The following is a 19,150-nucleotide window of genomic DNA, read 5'->3' as shown; positions in this document are numbered from 1 at the left end:
AGGAAAACCGCGGTTTTCGGGGGCCGGTTGCCGCCACGAGTATTGGCTTGACATCAGCTGTCCCGCTTCGCTATGTTCCATTGGTAGAAAGACACCGCCAGCAGCGCATTCGACCGGCGGATTTCCATACCAAGAAGCGAGGAGACGCAATGACTGTTTCAGACAGGTTGGCGCTCAGGCTGGTGTCCGTATGTCTCGCGGCGAGCGCCGCTTTCGCATCCGCCGCGCACGCGGCCGACCCGGTCACGCTCAATATCGTCGACGTGGCCGGCGACCTTCAACTCACGCAAAAAGGCTTCGAGGCCTTCAAGGCGAAGTACCCGAACCTCGTCGCCAATCTCACCTTCACCAATGCGCCTGCGCCGCAGTTGCCCGGCAAGATCAAAGCGATGCAGGCCGCCGGCCGCTCCGATATCGATCTCGTGCTGACCGGCACCGACGCGCTCGCCGCGGGCATCGAACAGGGTCTATGGATGAAGTTGATGCCCGAGAACGCGGCTGCGTTCCCCGGCGTGCTCGACAAATACGCGCCGGGTCCGCGCAAGATGCAGGATCTCGCGCAAGGCTACGGGCTCGAAGTAGCGTACATGCCTGCCGGCCCGCTGCTCGAATACAACCCCGCCAAGGTCAGCGACCCGCCGAAGACGCCCGAACAACTGCTGCAATGGTGCAAGGCGCACCCGGACAAACTGATCTATGCACGGCCGGCGAATTCCGGTCCGGGCCGCACGTTCCTGATGGGCTTGCCGTACGTGCTCGGCGACAAGGATCCGCAGGATCCGATTCACGGATGGGACAAGACGTGGGCCTTTCTGAAGCAACTGAACGATTGCATTCCTTACTATCCGGGCGGCACCTCGGCGGTGATGAAGGAGCTCGGCGAAGGCACGCGCGACATGACCGTGACCGTGACAGGCTGGGACATCAATCCGCGCGCGCTCGGTATTGTGCCGGCCGAATTCCGCGTGCAGGCGTTCGACAACATGACGTGGGTGAACGACGCGCACTACATGGTGATTCCGAAAGGCGTGCCGAAGGAAAAGCTCGACGTGCTCTACAAGCTGATGAACTTCATGCTCGAGCCGGCGCAGCAGGCCATGACCTATGACGACGGTTATTTCTATCCCGGCCCGGCGATCAAGGGCGTGAGCGTCGAGCAGGCGCCGGCGCACAGCCAGGACGTGCTGAAGAAATACGGCCGGCCGGAGTACGCGAAGCTGCTGGCCGAGCGTCCGCACGTATTGCCGCTGAATGCCGCGGCGATGGTCGCGGCTTTCAAGAAATGGGACACCGAGGTCGGCGCGCAGAAGACCAAGTAGCCTCCGCTCCCGCAGTGCACGCACGCATGCCGTCTCGATCCTCACGTGATCTATGACGGCGTACGCCTCGCGCGTATCAGGAAACCGCCATGAAGCATCACTTTGAACAGTTGCGGCTCGACTCGGTGAGCCGCAGTTTCACGAATGCGGAAGGCCAGGCGATCGCGGCGCTGCGGGGACTCGATCTGACCATCCAGCGTGGCGAGTTCATCGCGTTGCTGGGGCCGTCCGGTTGCGGCAAATCGACGGCGCTCAATTGCATCGCCGGATTGCAGCCGTTGAGCAGCGGCGGCATCTGGCTCGACGACAAACGCATCGACGTGCTGCCGCCGGAGAAGCGCGGCTTCGGCATGGTGTTTCAGAACTACGCGCTGTTTCCGCATATGAGCGTGCTCGACAACGTCGGCTTTGGTTTGAAGATGCGCGGCATCGGCAAGAGCGAAGCTGTGCGCCGGGTGCGCGAAGCGTTGCAACTCGTGCAACTCGTCGGGCACGAGCGCAAGCTGCCTGGACAACTGTCCGGCGGCCAGCAGCAACGCGTCGCGATTGCGCGCGCGATCGTGATCGAGCCGCCGCTGATCCTGATGGACGAACCGCTGTCGAATCTCGACACCAAGCTACGCATCGAAATGCGCGCGGAGATTCGCCGCATCCATAGCCAGCTCGAGCGCGCGACGCTTTACGTGACGCACGATCAGGACGAGGCGCTGTCCATGGCCGATCGCATCGTCGTGATGAGGGAAGGCGTGGTGCAGCAGGTTGCCACGCCGAAAGAGGTCTATACGCGGCCGCAGAATCTGCACGTCGCGCGCTTCATGGGCTATCGCAACGTGGCCGAGTTCGAACTCGAAGGCACGCAAGGCGAAGGCGTGATGGTGAGCGCGAACGGTGTGCGTCTGCTCGGCACGCCAATGGCCGGCTTCAACAGCAAACGCGTGAGCGTCGCGCTGCGTCCCGAGGATATGGAGCGCGCCGCGCCCGGCGCGGAGAATGCCTTCGATGCGTTGGTGACGACCGTCGAATACGGCGGCCGCGATTCGCTGCTGCGCGTGAAGACGGCGTTCGGCGATATCTGGGCGCGCGTCGGCGGAGAATTCGAAGAGGGCGAGCGAATCAGCTTGCGCGTGCCGCCGTCGCGCACGCTCGTCTACGACGCGGAGACGGCATGAACACGCCCACGCTGTCGCCGCCGCTCGCGCCGCACGACGCCAAGGCGTGGCTCGTCGCGCCGGCGTTGCTGTTCATCGTCGCGTTGTTCATTTATCCGTTCGCATACGGTCTGGTGCTGTCGTTCCGGCCGATGAACGGCGGCGGCCTGTGGGCCAACTATCTGGCCTTTTTCACCGACACGTCGATGTGGCCGACGATCTTCGTCACGCTCAAGCTCTCGGTGCCGGCCACGCTGATCAACGTGGGCGTCTCGGTGCCGGTGGCATTCGCGTTGCGCCGCTACTCGCGCTATCAGAAGTTCGTCACGACGCTGCTGGTAATTCCCGTAACCCTCGGCACCGTGTTGATCGCCGACGGCATGCTCACGTACTTCGGCCCGAACGGCTGGTTTCCGCAAGCGCTCCACGGCCTGCATCTCTATACGCAGGAAGTGCGCCTCACGCATAACTTCTGGGGCGTGCTGATTTCACTGATCGTGTCGGGCTTCCCGTTTGCGTTTCTGTTGACGCTGTCGTACGTGACCGGCATCGACCCGACGCTCGCGGCCGCGGCCGCGACGCTCGGCGCGAGTCCGTGGCAGCAGTTTCGCCGCATCTATCTGCCGCTGCTGGTTCCGGGGTTGACGATGGCGGCGTGTCTGTCGTTCGTGCAGGCGTTTTCGGTATTTCCGTCGGCGGTGCTGCTCGGCGCGCCGGCCGGGCCGACGCGCGTGATGTCGATCGCCGCCGCCGAAGCCGCGTTCGAAAGTTACGACTATTCGCTGGCGTCCGCGATCGCGATGGTCATGGGCTTCGTGCAGTTGCTGGTGGTTGCCGCACTGCTCGGCGCGCGCCGCTTCTTCTACAGCGGTCCGGCCACAGGAGGCAAAGGCTGATGACGACCGATCATCGCGCGGCGCAGCCTTCGTGGTCCTCGCCGGCATCAAAGGATCACGACGACGGTGCGCGCGAGCCGGATAAGCGCACCGGTCACACCCGGCAGCGCACCGGCGTGCCAGGCCGCGTCTGGCGCGTGCTGGTGTGGGGCGCGATGGTGTTCTTCCTCGTCAACGTGGTGCTGCTGATCGCGACCGTGGCGGTCAATTCGATCGCGACGCGCTGGTTCGGCACCTTGCTGCCGCAAGGCTTCACGCTGCATTGGTATGCGCAGGCGTGGAGCGATTTCCAGTTGGCGAGTGTGTTGTGGGTGACCGTCGAAGTGGTCGGCGCAGTCGTGCTGCTGTCGGTCCTGCTCGGCGTGCCCGCGGCTTACGCGCTCGCGCGCGTGCAATTTGCCGGCAAGCGCATCGCGATGCTGATTTTCCTGTTGCCGCTGATGGTGCCGCCTGTCACGTACGGCATTCCCATGGCGACGGTCATGTACAAGGTCGGCCTCGCCGGCACGCTGAGCGGCGTGATTCTGGCCAACCTCGTGCCGGCGTTGCCGTTCGTGATTCTCGTGATGACGCCCTTCATTGAACAGATCGATCCGAATCTCGAAGCGGCGGCGCGTATTTTCGGCGCCAACACGTTTCGCTATTTCCGCTATGTGCTGCTGCCGTTGCTCGTGCCCGGCATGCTGGCCGCGGGCTTGCTGGTGCTGGTGCGCACCATCGGCATGTTCGAGCTGACTTTTTTCACCGCGGGCCCCGCGACGCAAACGCTTGTGGTCGCGCTGTACTACGCTGTCTTTTCAACCGGCGTGCGCGCGCCGCAATCGATCGATGCGATGGCGATGATCTATATGGCGATCACGCTGATCTGGGTGCTGATCGCACTGCAATTCGTGAGCCCGACGCAGATCGTGTCGCGTGTGAAGGAACAGAAGCGCTGAATATGCCCGAACATGAGCCACTCTTGCGGCGTGGCGAAAGACATCGTGGAGCAGACGTTGACGAAGCGAAAGAAACCCGAAGAACTGCGCAGCCACCGCTGGTACGGCGTGAACGATCTGCGCTCGTTTGGCCATCGTTCGCGCACCGCGCAAATGGGCTATGACCGCGAGGAATACGCCGGCAAACCGGTCATTGCGATTCTCAACACGTGGAGCGAGATCAACGCTTGTCATACGCACTTCAAGCAGCGTGTCGAGGAAGTGAAGCGCGGCATCTGGCAGGCCGGCGGCTTTCCGGTCGAACTGCCGGTGCAGACGCTCTCCGAGCCGTTCCAGAAGCCCACCACGATGCTGTATCGCAACTTCCTTGCCATGGAAGCCGAGGAAACGCTGCGCTCCTATCCCGCTGACGGCGTCGTGCTGATGGGCGGTTGCGACAAAACCACGCCCGCTTTGCTGATGGGCGCAATCTCGATGGACTTGCCGGCGATCTTCCTGCCCGCCGGCCCGATGTTGCGCGGGAATTGGAACGGCGTGACGCTCGGCTCCGGTTCTGACGTCTGGAAATACTGGGCAGAATTGCGCGCGGGCACGATCACGCAGGACGACTGGCAGGGCATAGAAGGCGGCATTGCGCGCTCGCCGGGGCACTGCATGACCATGGGCACCGCGTCGACCATGACGAGCGCGGTCGAAGCGCTCGGCTTCACGCTGCCCGGTTTCGCGTCGATTCCCGCAGTGGATTCGCGCCATGCGCAGATGGCGGCGAAAACCGGCAAGCGTATCGTCGAGATGGTGTGGGAGGACCTCAAACCGTCCGACCTGATCACGGCAGGTTCCGTCGATAACGCCGTGACCACCTGCCTCGCGCTGTCCGGTTCGACCAACGCGATCGTGCACATGATCGCGCTTGCGCGGCGCGCCGGCATCGAGTTGACGCTCGATCGCTACGACGACATCTCACGCCACACGCCGGTTTTGGCGAACGTCCGTCCGACCGGTGCGTATCTGATGGAGGACTTTTTCTACGCGGGCGGTTTGCGCGCCTTGCTCGCCGAATTGGGCGAGCTGATCGACCGTTCGCAGAAAACCGTCAACGGCCGCACGCTCGGCGAGAATCTCGAAGGCGCGGAGATTTTCAACGACGACGTGATCCGCCGGCGTGACAAGCCGCTGCTGCCCAACAGCGGGCTCGCGGTGCTACGCGGCAACATCGCGCCCGACGGCGCTGTGATCAAACCCGGCGCCGCCGAACCGCATCTGCTCGTGCACACCGGCCGCGCGGTGGTGTTCAAGGACTACAACGACATGGCCGCGCGCATCGACGACGACGCGCTCGACATCGACGAGAACAGTGTGATCGTGCTTCAGCACGCGGGACCGGTCGGGGCGCCGGGGATGCCTGAATGGGGGCAATTACCCATCCCGCGAAAATTGCTGCAGAAAGGCGTGCGCGACATGGTGCGCATATCGGATGCGCGGATGAGCGGGACGAGTTACGGCGCGTGCGTGCTGCACGTCGCCCCGGAGTCGTTCATCGGCGGGCCGTTTGCGTTGGTCGAGAGCGGCGACATGATCGAGCTCGACGTGCCGCGACGCAAACTCAACCTGCTGGTGACGGATGATGAACTCGCGCGCCGCAAAGCTGCGTGGGTCAGACCGGCGCCGCGTTTCACGCGCGGCTACGGCGCGATGCATCAGGTGCATGTGATGCAGGCGAATCAAGGTTGCGATTTCGATTTCCTGCAACGCGGCGGCGCGCAAGCTGCACCCGATGCGGACGTCGCCAAAGATACGGGCGAGCCGGAGATTCACTGAGTCGATGAGGCCCGTCGACAGCGTGACGCGGCCCTTGCAGCGCGCCGGCAAGGTGGGAACAGGGCGCGATGCGGCTCGATAGCCGCATCGCGTGAATCCTTCACTTCAATAGCCGACGCGATACACGCGGCCAGTCTGCGCGCCTTCCACGCTGCGCAGATAAGCCATCGCCGCGCGCTGCGCCGTCACCGGCTCGAAGCCGCGGAAGTAGGGCGCATAAGCGTCCATCGCTTCGGTGAGCACGGTCGGGCTCACCAGGTTGATGCGAATGCCGCGCGGCATTTCGATCGCCGCGCCGCGCACGAAACCTTCGAGTGCCAGATTGACGGTGGTCGCGCTCGCGCCCTGCAGAATCGGTTCCTCAGCGAGGATGCCGCTCGTCAACGTGAACGAGCCGCCGTCGTTCACATATTGCTGACCCGTGAGCACCACGTTGATCTGGCCCATCAGCTTGTCGCGCAGGCCAACCCAGAACTGTTCGATGCTCATCTCGGGCAACGGACCGAAATACACCCTGCCGGTCGCGGTCACAACGCCATCCACTTTGCCGATCTCGCGAAAGAGCCGCTCGACGCTCGCCGGGTCGGTGCTGTCGACGTGGTATTGCCCGCGCGTCGCGCCCACCTCGATCACTTCATGGCGCGCCTTCAGTTCCGCGCTCACCGCTTGCCCCAGCGTGCCGGTGGCGCCGATCACGACGATCTTTTTCATCTACTGCTCCGTTGAGGGTTGACGTGCAGTCGATTCTGCCGATGTTTGCCGCAAGGAAATAGCCTCGCCGGCGTGCAGGTCCTGCAACCCTGAGTTTCTAATCGAAGTAAAAGCGCGCACCGCGAATCAAACGGTGCGCGCTTCGCAATACACGGATTAATTAGGGCTCGCGCGAGAATTCAAACGCGCAATCAAATGCGAACTTTGCGCGAATGTTTATTTCACCCGATGTAATTCGATCAGCCTCGTAGGGCGCAAATGATTAAGGGCGTAATGAATGCGGCCGCGGTCCTGACGGCTGCCGACCGGCCGTGGATCGTCGTACTGATGGTCCGCCGAATACGCACCTTGCGGCGCGACCATGCCTTTGTCGATCACGGTGTAACCCGGTTCGAGCGCGAGCAGCAGATGATTGCCGCCAACCCGGCTGTCGAAGCCGGCCATGCCGTCGAGCGACTCGGGCACGCTGTTCGTGAGGGTTGCATTGCTGGTGGTGATTTCGTCGGGCGAGATGGGGCTGTGGCCCGCTATGCGCGCGGCTTCGAGGTTTTTGCCGTCGGTGTCGACGGTGCTGTCGTGGGTGCGGTCGTTGTGCAATTCCGCAGTGTTCGCGCGGCTGGTGGCAGCCGGTTGCGTTGCGTCTGCTGGCTTCTTGATATCGCTGTTCATCATGCATTCTCCTTTGAAGAGGACATGGTGTGACATGCAGCAAAACCCGTTCCGCCTCGCACAAACCCTGATTCACCTGTTCTTGCTGCGCTTTGTCCGCAGTCGCATGCGCAGTTGCGAGTGAGGTATTCGGCTGGCGATTGCGTCCGCGATTCTTTTCGATTTTTTTAATGGACGCGTATTTTCTACAGAGTATGATCTTACTCCGACGAGCGAAGCGCGGTTAAATTGGAAGACATTCGGTCCGGCTATTTCTTGATGGCCGGTAGCACCGTCTGCGCGCCACTCAAAACATTTTACGGGGCCGTCAGGGCGGGTGACACATGCACTTCGATGCTGCATTCACACATCGCGGCTATTTGTTAAATTGCGCCCCCGCGCGCGCGGTGGATGGCACTTGGCAACCTTACGTGGTCATCTCCCGCTCGAGCGACGGCGAACTGGTCGCCAACCGTTTTTTTCCCACCGACTTGCGCTTTCGTGAGGAAGCGGCCGCCATTGCGCATGCGCGCGACTGGGCGGTGCGCTGGATCGACGCGAGCAGCGTGACCATCTGAGCGCCTCCGGCGCCATGTCGTACCGCGTGCTCCGCCGTCGAGCGGGGCTGCGCGGGCCGCGGCAAAACGCGGTAATCTCTCGGCATAATCACTTCGAACCGTGCTCCCGCGCGGCGCTGTCCTTTTATGCCTAATGTGCCTACCCAGAACTGGGGCCTCGAAAAGATCGTCGCCGACTTGCGCGCGTCGCGTGAACAATTGCATCGCACGCGGCATCCGCTCGGTATTCGCGAGCTGCCATCGCGCGAAGCGGTAGTCAACATTGTCGCCGGACTGCGCGCGGCGCTGTTTCCCACGCATTACGGCGCGCCCGATCTGACTGACGAGACCGTCGACTATTACGTCGGCCATACGCTTGAAAGCACGCTACGGCTGCTCGCGGAACAGATCCGCCGCGCCCTGCGTTTTTTGCCGGAGTTCGGCGAAACGCCAGACGCCGATTTGCAGGCGCGCGCATTCGACATCGCGCGTGAATTCGGCACGCAATTGCCGGGCATCCGCGCATTGCTGGTCAGCGACATTCAGGCGGCTTTCACCGGCGATCCGGCCGCGCAGCACATCACCGAAATTCTGCTTTGCTATCCGGGCGTGTGGGCGATGACGCATCATCGCCTCGCACATGCGCTGCATCGCCTGGGTGTGCCGTTGCTGGCGCGTTTCATCAACGAGATCGCGCACTCGGCAACCGGCATCGATATTCACCCGGGCGCGACGATCGGGCCGAGCTTCTTTATCGACCATGGCACGGGTGTCGTGATCGGCGAGACGGCGATCATCGGCGAACGCGTGCGCGTGTATCAGGCCGTGACGCTCGGCGCGAAGAGTTTCGCCGCGGACCTCGACGGCACGCTCGTCAAGGGCAACGCGCGCCATCCGATCGTCGAGGACGACGTCGTGATCTATGCCGGTGCGACGATTCTCGGGCGCGTGACGATCGGCCGCGGCTCGGTGATCGGCGGCAATGTTTGGCTCACGCACAGCGTGCCGCCGGGCAGCAGTGTGTCGCAAGGCAAGATCCGCGAGGGTGAGCGGTCCGACGAGGGGCGGCAGTGATACGCGGCCTGGGTCGCGCGTGGCCGCGTGTCCTCATGCAAAGGCTAGCGTGCCGACAACTGGCGGCGGTGATGCACGGCGGCCCGGCTTGCGAATCGCCGCGTGTGCCGATGCGCGAACGTCTCTTTAGCTGCTAAACGATGACCATGCCGCGCGGCCGCGTCCATATGCCTCGCTGCGCGATCGGCGGCGTCGAAGCCACGGTGGCCGAGACGGCGCATGCGTTTCCGCGTCACTCGCACGACCGTTTCGGCGTCGGTGTAATTGTGAGCGGCGGGCATCGGTCGGCGAGCGGACGTGGGCTCGTCGAAGCGCGCGCCAACGACGCGATCATGGTCAATCCCGGAGAAGTGCACGACGGCAGTCCGCTCGACGAACGCGGACGCGCGTGGCGCATGTTGTATTTCGAACCGTCGATGCTCGTCACGGCCGCGAGCGAGCTGACCGGCGCGGCGGCGCGCGAGCTCGAACTCACGCAGCCGGTCGCGCACGATCCTTTGCTGAAGCGTTTGTTCGAGCGGCTGTTCGCTGTCGCGGTGGAAGCGCCTATCGTGCCGGACGATCTGGCGCGCGAGGAGGCGTTGCTCGAACTGCTTGGGCACGTCGTGCGCGTTCATGCGACGCGGCCAGCACGCTCCCAGTCGGCTGATGCGTCGGGTCCGATTGCGCGAGCAAAGGCACGCATTGACGACGACCCTTCTTCGCCACTCACGCTGGCCGACCTCGCCGCCGACACCGGCATGAGCCGTTTCCAGTTGTTGCGCGGTTTCGCGCATGAAATGGGTCTGCCGCCGCACGCGTACCGAATGCAGCGTCGCGTGGTGCTCGCCAGACAATGGATCGCGCGGGGCGCGACGCTTGCCGATGCGGCTGCCGCGGCGGGCTTTGCCGATCAGAGTCATATGACGCGCGCGTTCGTGCGTCTGCTCGGCGTAACGCCCGCCAACTACGCGGCTGCGCTGCGCTGAGGTTCAGCCGATCCGCAAATGCTGGAGCAAGGCCGTGCCGTGCACGCCATGCAACCAGACGTGCTGCCCGATAAACCACGCCGCCGCCCACGAAGCCGCCACCACGATCAGATCGCAGTGGCCGCTATTCCAGAGATTCAACGAGTGCCGCCCGGCAATCCATGGCACGCCTAATGGATTCGGCCAATCGGCGAACAGATGCATCAGGCCGCCACAGGCGAATCCGAACGCCGGCGCGGCATAGAGCGAATGCCCAAGCCAGTGATACGACACCGCGAGCAACGCGAGCCATCCCACGCCCCAATGCGTCAGCGTGCGATGCGTGATCCACAGACGCCGCGCGCGCGACCACCACGCGACTTCCAGCCAGTCCGGCGCCGTACTGCCGATCACACCTGTGATGAAACTCAACAACACGCCGACATGAAATGAACCGCCGCCGCCGGTGCGCGCGACGATTGCCGCCGCGATGACGCCGGCCGCAAAACCGGTGGCGTGATGTGCTTTGCTGGATGCCATCGAAACTTACGGCAGAGGGCCGCTTCAGGAACAGAGGGCGGCTATGTTCGCAGATGCGCGGATAAAAAAATAGCCGGCACGCGAGTTAAAAAAATCGCGTGTCGGCGTACCTTCAGATCGCAAGCGAGTGGCCGAAGCTCACGTCGAGCAACGTGCAATATCGAAGCGCATTTCCGGTTCCGGCGGATCGTCCGGCGCGTTGGCAGGATGCATCACCTTGATGACCGAGCCGGCATTCGACGGCGTCAGCGTTACGAAATACGAGTTGTTCGAATCGGAGCCGACGGCGATCTCCGTCGCGCCGCCGACGTGCGACGTGCGCACACGTGACAATCGGCTTTCGAGGCAATCGGCGACATAGGCGGGGGCGCGTTGCGAAGACACGTATATCATCGGCAGGGATGCGTCGCGGGCTGGGCCGCTGGAAGAGCCGCAGCCGGCGAGGGCAGCGAGCGCGGCGGCTGCGGGGGCAAGCAGGAGAAGTCTTTTCATGGTCCGATCGTCGGCGTCCCCGGTCGTACGCGGGAACTTGGGGCGCGGGCGAAGCGCAACGCGATAGAGCACAACGTCATGCTTCGCGACGAAGCCGCCGTTCAACCGCAACGGCATCGCAACGTTGCAACGTTGCGGCAAGGAAGGCAGCCGGGCTCAGTATACCCATCGGGTGCACGCGTCGTCACCATCCGTGGCGATCGGCATTGTGTCTAAACGTAAAGTCATAAAACCCGCGCGTGAGCGTGTCACGCGCGGGTTGTGTGCGCCGCGAATCGAATCATTCGCTCCGCAGGCATCAACTGAAAATACTTAGAAGCGGTGACGCAAGCCGACTGCTGCCGCCACCTGATTGCCGTTCGACGACGGCGCGAGCGTATTGATCGCCGCAACGTTCGAACCGAAGTTGCCGAGTTCGCCCGAGGCATGCTGATACACGCCTTCCACGTACACGTCGGTGCGCTTGCTCAGCGAGTAGTCGCCTTGCAGAGACACCGTGTGCCACTTCGGATCGCCCGAGCCATTCGAGCCGGACATCTTGCCGTCGGTGAACGTATACGAGGCCGCGAGGCTCAGTGCCGGCGTGAGCGCATAGCGGCCGTTCACTTCGTAGTTGTCCAGGTGCAGGTTGGTGCCGGCGACGCCAGGCAGCGTCGTACCGCCGACGTCCACGCCAGTGATGCCGTCGAGCTGCGTATGCGTATAGACGAAACCGACCGTTGCCGGACCGTACGTGTAGTTGATGCCCGCGCCGTACGTGCGTTGCAGATTGGCCGCGACCGCCGCCGTGCCGTCCCCTTGCGACACCGCGCCGCTCAGGTTCGAACTGCCGGATTGGTTCAGTTGCAGGTAAGCGGCGGCAACGCTCAACGGACCGTTGTCATACGAAGCGCCGACGCTCCATGCGCGGTTGTTGGAGAAATCACCGGCCGAGTTGCTGAAACCGTACAGACCGCCGAACTTCAGCCCCGCGTAATTCGCGCTCGTGTACTTGACGGCGTTCTTGATCGAGAACGAGTTGTCGAGGTTGTCGTTATCGAGCGGGTGCGCCGCGAGGTTGTTGCCGTAGCCGGCGCCTGCTTCGGACAGCGGCGCCAGGTAGTCGACCACGGAATCGTATTGGCGGCCGAGCGTCAGCGCACCGTACTGATCGCTCTTCAGACCGACGAACGCCTGACGGTTGAACATCGTGTTGCTTTCCGTGTCCTGCCCGTTATTCAGGTTGAAGCCGCTCTCCAACGTAAAAATCGCATGCAGGCCGCCGCCGAGGTCTTCGCTGCCACGCAGGCCGAAGTAGGTGTCCGACGCCGAGCCGCTGCCTTGTTGCCAGTTGCTATGGCCACCCTGGTTATTCGAGTAGACGAGGCCGGCGTCCAGCGTGCCGTATAGGGTGACGCTGCTCTGGGCATGAGCGCTGATGGCAACCGCGCTGAGGACGCCTGCGATGAGGGTTTTTTTCATGGTTAGATAGCTCCGAAACAGTGCATAGGGAATCGCATTCGAGTGCTCACCGCCAATTGCGCCGGCGGCCTGACGATCCGCTGCGAAGTGTATTCCTGCTATTCGTATCTTTAATTGCGGATGGCACAACAATGATTTTTCTAATTCGTAATAGCGAATGGGTAATTGTTTAAGTATGGATAAATAAAGGAAAAATCAATTTTACGGTGAATTCAGGAAGGCCGTGTCAACAGCGTATTGTTGCCTGATCGCGACGACTTGCCGCAAGCCACTGGCAGTATAAGTTGGTGTCTATTTTGAGATATTTGATCGATCTATTCTGTTTCCCGCAATGCACTCTTTCAATTTCCCGGATCTATCTCATTGAATTACGGTTTTACAATTCGTCTCGCCCCTTGACCAAGGGTGTCTTTTTCATTTTTATGCGCGGCCTTCGGGCCGCGTTTTTTGTATTTTTATAGTCGGTTTATAAGTTCTCGCAAATGCGGAAATAGATTATTTCGATTGCCGTTGCGATTGCCGCGGCTTGTCCGTTCGTCAGAGGGCCGCATCCGACGTGAGCGGGGCGGGTAGAATTGCGCGCTTGAGATGTGTTTCCGCCCCCGCGAACGTGAGTGAACCTGCAATGACCGATCTACCCCTTCCATCGTCCGACACCGCTGAAGATCTCACGACGGAAGGCACGTCCGAACTGGGCGAAACCGTGCATGAAGCACGTCTGTGGCGCGACGACGGCTGGACCGCGCGCGTCATCAAGAATGAGGACGACGAAGGCTGGGCCGTCGCGATGATCAAGGACGGCGAAGCGGAACCCGCGCTCGTCGGTCCGTGGACGATGGGCCGCAACAAGAAGGATCCGAAACCGCTGGACACGTCGGCATTCAACACGCTGGTGAAGACGGCGTCTGAAGTGCTGCGGCGTCATGAGCAGCAACTGCGCGCGCAACTGCATAAGGAAGTGCGCGTGGCGAGCGCGGACGGCAACGGCGAACTCGACATCACGCTCGACATCGTGCCCGACGAAGACGAGCCCTATGCATTGCTGACCGCGCTCGACACATTCGGCGAGCAGCTCGCGCAAGTGCAGGTCGCGCCTAACTTCAAGCTCAGCAAGGCAAGCGCGGCGGCGTGGGTCGAGAACGAGTTTCGCCGTCCGGGTTAAAAGCCGCGCCGCTGCGGCCGGCGGCAGGCTCCGGGGCTCGCCGGCGTCGTCTGTCGACGGCCTGGATTTAAATTACTAAAGCCTGTCAATATACTTTCATATTTGCTTCATAGAATCCTCGCGTCATAGCGGCGCGAGCGTGAACCATGTGGTTTGGGTCCGAGTGCGTGCCGGCTGTACATTCATCCACGCTACCCAAACACTGGATCACGACAACATGGCAGAGCCGCTCGACCTTTCCCGCCGCAAGGCCTTGAAACTTCTCGTGGGCGCGCCGATGCTGCCGCTCGGAGGGCTCGCCACGGCCTCGATGCTGACCGCTTGCGGCGGCAGCGACGAGCTGGCGACGCCCGTCAAACCGGTTGCCAACTTCGTCTCCGCGGCGTTCGCCAGCATGGCCGCGCCGACGCTGGCCGACCCCGCCGCCATGGCGAAGACCACAGTCGGCTCGACCTTGACGGTACAACTGAGCGACGGCAGCAGCCGCGCGTTCAAGCTGGCGTATCAGCCGTTCTTCGTCACCGGCGACAACGTGCCGAACGTGAAGGGCGGGACGATTCTTGCCGGCGGCTATTTCGACATCAACAATCAGCCGATCGTCGATAAATCGGTGGCGGGCAAGGAGCGCCAGTTCTACTCGGATTGCCCGGACGGCAGCTCGCTGATCCGCGTCGACAATCCCACGGTGAAGGGCCTCAAGGGCAACGCGGTATTCGCCGTGGTGCAATTCGAATACACCACGCGCGATCAGAGTCTGGTCTCGATGTACGGCCAGTTGCCGTCGCCGATCGCCGTGCTCACGCTCGACCAGGACCCGGCTACCGGCAAGCTCACGCTGGCGGGCTACTCGAACGTCGATACATCGAAGGCCCATGGCTTGTGGATCACCTGCGGCGCGAGCCTGTCGCCGTGGAATACGCATCTGTCGAGTGAAGAGTACGAGCCGGACGCCACCACGATCGCCAGCAACAGCCAGTTCAAGGGCTTCAGCCGCAGCTTGTATGGCGATGAAACCACCGCGAACCCGTATCACTACGGGCATCTGCCGGAAGTCACCGTGAATCCGGACGGCACCGGCGCGATCAAAAAGCACTACTGCCTTGGCCGCATTTCGCACGAACTGATTCAGGTGATGCCGGACAAGCGCACCGTCCTGATGGGCGACGACGCCACCAATGGCGGCCTGTTCATGTTCATCGCGGATCGCGAAGCCGATCTGTCGGCGGGCACGTTATACGTCGCGAAGTGGACGCAGGTGTCTTCGAGCGGCGCGGGCGCGGCCACGCTGTCGTGGATCAAGCTGGGCCACGCGACCAGCGACGAAATCGAGGCGCTCGCCAATCAGCTGCGCGCCAGCGACATCATGGACGTCGCGACCAAAGATCCGCTCGATCCGGCCTACACGAAGATCAACTACAACGGCACATTCAACTGGGTGCGCGTCAAGCCCGGCATGACGCAGGCGGCAACGTTCCTCGAGACGCATCGCTATGCGGCGCTGGCCGGCGGCAGCATGGGCTTCACCAAGCTCGAAGGCACGACGGTCAATATCAAGGACAAGGTGTTGTATTCGGCGATGTCGCGTATCGAGAAGTCGATGGTGCGCGGCAATGCCGCATCCACCGACGTAGCCGTCGATAAGACAATCAGCGCCGGCGCGGTCTACGCGCTGAACATGAAGGGCGGCCAGCGCGACCGCGGCGGCGCCGCGATCAACAGCGAATGGGTGCCGGTGGACATGGCCGCGCCCGCGGCGCTGGTCGGCGAGGATCTGTCGACGGCCGACGCGCTCGGCAACACCGCGAATCCCGAGCGCATTGCCAACCCGGACAACCTCAAGTTCTCGGAGAAGCTGCGCACGCTCTTCATCGGCGAGGACAGCGGCATGCACGTGAACAACTTTCTGTGGGCGTACAACGTCGACACGAAGACGCTCGCCCGCGTGCTTTCGTGCCCGGCGGGCGCCGAGTCGACGGGCCTGCACGCGGTCGATGAAATCAACGGCTGGACTTACGTGATGAGCAACTTTCAGCACGTCGGCGACTGGGAAAGTCCGTTGCACGACAAGATCAAATCGACGCTCGATCCGCTTGTGCGGGCGAACTATAAGGACCGCTTCGGGGCGACGGTGGGGTATCTGACGGCGGAGCCGGCGGGGATTAAGTTGTAGGCCCAAGGCGGGGGCGAGCGGTCATTCACGCAAAGCCCTGCCGCCCCCTGCCGCCTCAACTCCGCTTGCAAAAAATCGCCGTAATCAGCGGCGCTACGCGGTGCACGATCGCCCTGCTGCCGGTGCCGGCAATCGCGTTCCGCACTTTCGCCTCGCTGCCGAACACCACGACGCCGTAGGCCGAACGCGCGACCGGTTCGCCGTCGCCGACACGGAACATGGGATCGTCCTTTTCGTATCCGACCACCGCGAACACCCGAAAGCCATATGCCGTCAAATCCGCGCCGGACGTCGGCGAAAAGGCGTTGATCGAGTTGCTCTCCACACGCGTGGGCTTCGGGTCGATCAGCTGTTGGTCTGCGAGGTCGGCAATGAACTGATGGCCGCTTTCATTGCAGGCGAGCGGCGCATCGAGCGCGGTGGCGTAACTGGCGAGCGGCAACGTGGCGGCTGCCAGAGCAAGGAGTACAGACGAAAGAACGCGTTTCATAAGCGTGGACGGCCACCTGAATCGATGTAGTGTGTTCGCAACGGGCGGTGGCGTGAAGTCGAGACCCGAAAAGACGTTGCGCATCGAAGTCATACCCTTGACAGGCGCAACTGGTTTGTACTTTATCGCGATTCGGCAAATCCTGCTTTGCAGGCAGCACGGATCGGGAACCAACGGCGCCTAACGAAACGTATGGGAAGAAAGCAATCTTTTGCGATCCCGTATATATTTCCGGGTTATGAATTCGCGACCCGAAACTCCAATTAACGTTCCGCCGCCCAGAACATGGGACGCGCGGCTCGCCCGCCGGCTCGTGACTCCGCTCGTGAACACGCGGGTCACCCCGAACCATCTGACCACGCTGCGCCTTCTGATCGGGCTGGCAGGCGCGCTGTGCCTCGCTCACGGCGGGTTCGCGTGGGCCAATGCCGGCGCCTTCCTGATCGTGCTGTCGAACTTCGTTGACCACACGGACGGCGAGCTCGCGCGCATCAGTGGCAAGTCGAGCCGGATCGGTCATTTTTACGACCTTGCTTGCGACGCGCTCGTGACCGTGATGTTGTTCGTCGGCATGGGTGTCGGAGCGGGCGCCTCGCATATCGCGGGCTTGAAAATCGCGCCGGGTGTGCTCGGCGCGGTGGCCGGCGTAGCGATCGCGCTGATTTTCTTCCTGCGCATGCGCATCGAGGAAATGGCGGGCAAGGCAGGCACTAAGCAGGCCTCCGTCGGCGGTTTCGAAACTGAAGATGTTTTGTATCTGCTGCCGATCGTCACACTGACTAGCGTCGTCTTGCCCTTCGTCGTGGTTGCGTCGATCGGCGCGCCGCTTTTCGCTGTTTGGGTGGTGGTCGACTACTGGCGCGTTGCGCGCCGTGCCGCCAGCCCGGCGCCGGCTGCCGCCAGTACGTCCGAAACCCGTCAAATGTGGGCCAGCGAATGAGTACGCAGGCCGAAAACGACGTGATCGCGTCAGTTCCGTTAGAACGTTCGCCGGCTGCATCGCCCGCACCGAATGCCGACCGGGCGGTCGCGAGCCGCACGCGCGGGTTCGACAACCCGCGTCTGCGCAAGGATTTCGCGGAGCAGGGCGCGTTTCTTTATCTGGAAGACTTTCTCGCGCCCGAAGTCACGGCGCAGCTCGTGCATAGCGCGCGTTCGCTGCTCGACGAGGTGAACCGCAACTATCTGCCGGGCCACAAGCAGGGCGGCAGTGTCAGCCGTCATACGATCGACCGCCTCGCGCCGTTCATCGCCGAACTGTACCGCTCGAAGGAATTGATCGGCTGGCTGGAGCAACTGAGCGGCGACAAACTCCAGCTTTCGCCCGCCGACGATCCGCATGCGTACGCGCTTTACTACTACACGCGGCAAGGCGACCACATCGGCTGGCACTACGATACTTCGTACTATGACGGCCGCCGCTATACGCTGCTGCTCGGCGTGATCGACGAATCGTCGTGCCGGCTCGACTACGAACTCCACACGCGTAATCCGGATGTGGCGGATCAGCCGGGCTCGGTGCAGATTCCGCCCGGTGGCCTCGTGTTCTTCGACGGCGACAAGTTGCGGCATCGCATCACGCCCGCCGGCGCGAACGAAATGCGCGTGTCGCTCACTTTCGAATACGTCACCGATCCGAATATGCGGCCGTGGCGCCGCTTCATCTCGAACATGAAGGACGCAATTGCGTACTTCGGCTTCCGCCAGGTTTTTCGCCAGATGACCCAACGCGGGAAGGACCGCGCATGAGCCGCGCGGCCCTGATTCTGCTGTCGATCGGGACAGCGCTGTTTGTCGGCCTGCTCGCGTGGCAGGGTTTCGGCTCGGTTGCTTCGACACTGCTTACCGCTGGCTGGGGACTCGCGCTCGTCGCGGCGTTCCACCTCGTGCCGGTGCTTCTCGATGCCGGCGCGATCTCGGTGTTGTTCCATCCTCGTCGCGACGGCATTCATCACGATCTGACATGGCGCGACGCGCTGTTCGCGCGCTGGATCGGCGAGTCGGTGAATAGCCTGCTGCCGGCCGGCCAGATCGGCGGACCGGTGGTCATGGTGCGGCAACTGTCCCAGCGTGGCATGCGCATGCGCGATGCGGCCGCGGCGATCACGGTGAGCACGACCGCGCAGGCGCTCGCGCAAATCATCTTCGCGCTGGGCGGACTTTTGCTGTTCGGCGCTTACGCAGCGCACGGCGCGCTGCACGATCTGCGGACTGCCACGCTGATCGCGACCGGCGTGCTGGGCGCGATGATCGTCGGGTTTTACTATGCGCAGCGGCGCGGCCTGTTCGGGCGCTTGCTCGGCATGGTCTCCAAGGTTTTCGGCAAGCGCGACTGGTCTTCGCTGATGACGCGCGCCGAAGCCGTCGACGCCGCCGTGCAGGCCATGTACCGCGAACGCGGCCGCGTGGCGGCAAGCTTTGCAATGAGTCTTGTGGGCTGGATCGTCGGCACGGTGGAAGTGTGGCTCGCGCTGCGCTTTCTCGGCCATCCGGTCGACTGGGTCGACGCGTTGTTGCTCGAAAGCCTGGGCCAGGCCATTCGCGGCGCGGCGTTTATGATTCCCGGCTCGCTCGGCGTGCAGGAAGGCGGCTATCTGCTGCTCGCGCCGCTGGTCGGTTTGCCGCCGGACGCGGCCTTGGCCTTGTCGCTCGCCAAGCGCGCCCGCGAAATCCTGCTAGGCTTGCCGGGTCTGCTGGTTCTGCACTTCAGCGAACGAAGCTGGCAACGGCGCCGCGCGACAGGGCGCGTGCCGGTTGTCGATTAAACTCCGTATTTTTT

Annotated in this window: 19 protein-coding genes; 13 read left to right on the top strand and 6 right to left on the bottom strand. The window is 62.8% G+C overall.

From position 1 onward, the window contains the following. Positions 1-149 precede the first annotated feature (149 nt). The 5 genes from B0G71_RS28615 (at position 150) to araD (ending at position 6,119) form a co-directional block, all read left to right on the top strand. Positions 150-1,319 carry an extracellular solute-binding protein gene (locus tag B0G71_RS28615; RefSeq protein WP_116123148.1) on the top strand — a complete coding sequence of 390 codons (1,170 nt, stop codon included), beginning with the start codon at positions 150-152 and terminating at the stop codon, positions 1,317-1,319. 89 nt (positions 1,320-1,408) lie between these two features. Beyond that, positions 1,409-2,488 (top strand): ABC transporter ATP-binding protein, encoded by a 1,080-nt coding sequence (locus tag B0G71_RS28610; RefSeq protein WP_116145992.1) that lies wholly within the window; start codon positions 1,409-1,411, stop codon positions 2,486-2,488. Then, a complete protein-coding gene (locus B0G71_RS28605) occupies positions 2,485-3,363 on the top strand; it encodes an ABC transporter permease (protein ID WP_116145990.1) in 879 nt (292 codons plus the stop codon). Before B0G71_RS28610 ends, B0G71_RS28605 begins: the two co-directional genes overlap by 4 nt. Next, on the top strand, positions 3,363-4,301 hold the full coding sequence (locus B0G71_RS28600; protein WP_116145989.1) for an ABC transporter permease: 939 nt from the start codon (positions 3,363-3,365) through the stop codon (positions 4,299-4,301). Before B0G71_RS28605 ends, B0G71_RS28600 begins: the two co-directional genes overlap by 1 nt. A gap of 12 nt (positions 4,302-4,313) precedes the next feature. Continuing rightward, positions 4,314-6,119 carry an L-arabinonate dehydratase gene (gene araD / locus B0G71_RS28595; protein WP_258875677.1) on the top strand — a complete coding sequence of 602 codons (1,806 nt, stop codon included), beginning with the start codon at positions 4,314-4,316 and terminating at the stop codon, positions 6,117-6,119. A 105-nt stretch (positions 6,120-6,224) separates the two neighbouring features. Here the strand turns inward: araD and B0G71_RS28590 are convergent, their stop codons facing one another. Then, positions 6,225-6,830, bottom strand: coding sequence for a short chain dehydrogenase (locus tag B0G71_RS28590; protein ID WP_012426177.1), 606 nt, complete (start codon positions 6,828-6,830; stop codon positions 6,225-6,227). A gap of 216 nt (positions 6,831-7,046) precedes the next feature. Then, positions 7,047-7,499 carry a DUF3005 domain-containing protein gene (locus B0G71_RS28585; protein WP_041759487.1) on the bottom strand — a complete coding sequence of 151 codons (453 nt, stop codon included), beginning with the start codon at positions 7,497-7,499 and terminating at the stop codon, positions 7,047-7,049. Positions 7,500-7,822: 323 nt separating this feature from the next. Here B0G71_RS28585 and B0G71_RS28580 point away from each other — a divergent pair, with 323 nt between their 5' ends. From B0G71_RS28580 to B0G71_RS28570, 3 genes are all read left to right on the top strand, one after another. Beyond that, on the top strand, positions 7,823-8,056 hold the full coding sequence (locus B0G71_RS28580) for a hypothetical protein (protein ID WP_012426179.1): 234 nt from the start codon (positions 7,823-7,825) through the stop codon (positions 8,054-8,056). 126 nt (positions 8,057-8,182) lie between these two features. After that, positions 8,183-9,109, top strand: coding sequence for a serine O-acetyltransferase EpsC (gene epsC, locus B0G71_RS28575; RefSeq protein WP_116145987.1), 927 nt, complete (start codon positions 8,183-8,185; stop codon positions 9,107-9,109). Between the two features lie 146 nt (positions 9,110-9,255). Next, positions 9,256-10,077 (top strand): AraC family transcriptional regulator, encoded by an 822-nt coding sequence (locus B0G71_RS28570; protein ID WP_116148947.1) that lies wholly within the window; start codon positions 9,256-9,258, stop codon positions 10,075-10,077. Between the two features lie 3 nt (positions 10,078-10,080). Here the strand turns inward: B0G71_RS28570 and B0G71_RS28565 are convergent, their stop codons facing one another. The 3 genes from B0G71_RS28565 to B0G71_RS28555 all read right to left on the bottom strand — a co-directional run bounded on the left by B0G71_RS28565 (position 10,081) and on the right by B0G71_RS28555 (position 12,549). After that, positions 10,081-10,596: a metal-dependent hydrolase gene (locus tag B0G71_RS28565; protein WP_116145985.1), complete on the bottom strand. Its 516-nt coding sequence runs from the start codon at positions 10,594-10,596 to the stop codon at positions 10,081-10,083. A 138-nt stretch (positions 10,597-10,734) separates the two neighbouring features. Next, positions 10,735-11,205, bottom strand: a complete 471-nt coding sequence (locus tag B0G71_RS28560; protein ID WP_116145984.1) for a hypothetical protein — start codon at positions 11,203-11,205, stop codon at positions 10,735-10,737. A 195-nt stretch (positions 11,206-11,400) separates the two neighbouring features. Then, on the bottom strand, positions 11,401-12,549 hold the full coding sequence (locus B0G71_RS28555) for a porin (RefSeq protein ID WP_106276824.1): 1,149 nt from the start codon (positions 12,547-12,549) through the stop codon (positions 11,401-11,403). 625 nt (positions 12,550-13,174) lie between these two features. Between B0G71_RS28555 and B0G71_RS28550 the strand changes: the two genes are divergently transcribed. Further along, entirely contained in the window at positions 13,175-13,711 is a 537-nt protein-coding gene (locus B0G71_RS28550) for a hypothetical protein (protein ID WP_116145982.1), read from the top strand. A 217-nt stretch (positions 13,712-13,928) separates the two neighbouring features. Further along, positions 13,929-15,881, top strand: coding sequence for a PhoX family phosphatase (locus tag B0G71_RS28545; RefSeq protein ID WP_116145981.1), 1,953 nt, complete (start codon positions 13,929-13,931; stop codon positions 15,879-15,881). Between the two features lie 55 nt (positions 15,882-15,936). Here B0G71_RS28545 and B0G71_RS28540 read toward each other — a convergent pair whose 3' ends face one another. Then, complete coding sequence (locus B0G71_RS28540) at positions 15,937-16,371, bottom strand: hypothetical protein (protein WP_116145979.1); 435 nt, start codon at positions 16,369-16,371, stop codon at positions 15,937-15,939. Positions 16,372-16,609: 238 nt separating this feature from the next. Between B0G71_RS28540 and B0G71_RS28535 the strand changes: the two genes are divergently transcribed. The 3 genes from B0G71_RS28535 to B0G71_RS28525 are packed head-to-tail and all read left to right on the top strand — an operon-like array spanning position 16,610 to position 19,136. Next, positions 16,610-17,311, top strand: a complete 702-nt coding sequence (locus tag B0G71_RS28535) for a CDP-alcohol phosphatidyltransferase family protein (protein WP_116145977.1) — start codon at positions 16,610-16,612, stop codon at positions 17,309-17,311. Further along, positions 17,308-18,120, top strand: a complete 813-nt coding sequence (locus B0G71_RS28530; RefSeq protein ID WP_116123162.1) for a 2OG-Fe(II) oxygenase — start codon at positions 17,308-17,310, stop codon at positions 18,118-18,120. Before B0G71_RS28535 ends, B0G71_RS28530 begins: the two co-directional genes overlap by 4 nt. Then, the gene (locus B0G71_RS28525) at positions 18,117-19,136 is read left to right on the top strand and encodes a lysylphosphatidylglycerol synthase domain-containing protein (RefSeq protein WP_116145976.1); all 1,020 of its coding nucleotides are present in this window, start codon (positions 18,117-18,119) and stop codon (positions 19,134-19,136) included. Before B0G71_RS28530 ends, B0G71_RS28525 begins: the two co-directional genes overlap by 4 nt. Positions 19,137-19,150 lie beyond the last annotated feature (14 nt).

It is taken from the genome of Paraburkholderia sp. BL27I4N3, from assembly GCF_003386115.1.
Lineage (GTDB): Bacteria > Pseudomonadota > Gammaproteobacteria > Burkholderiales > Burkholderiaceae > Paraburkholderia.
The sequence above is the reverse complement of the archived record's forward strand: the minus strand, read 5'-3'. Positions and strand labels throughout refer to the sequence as shown.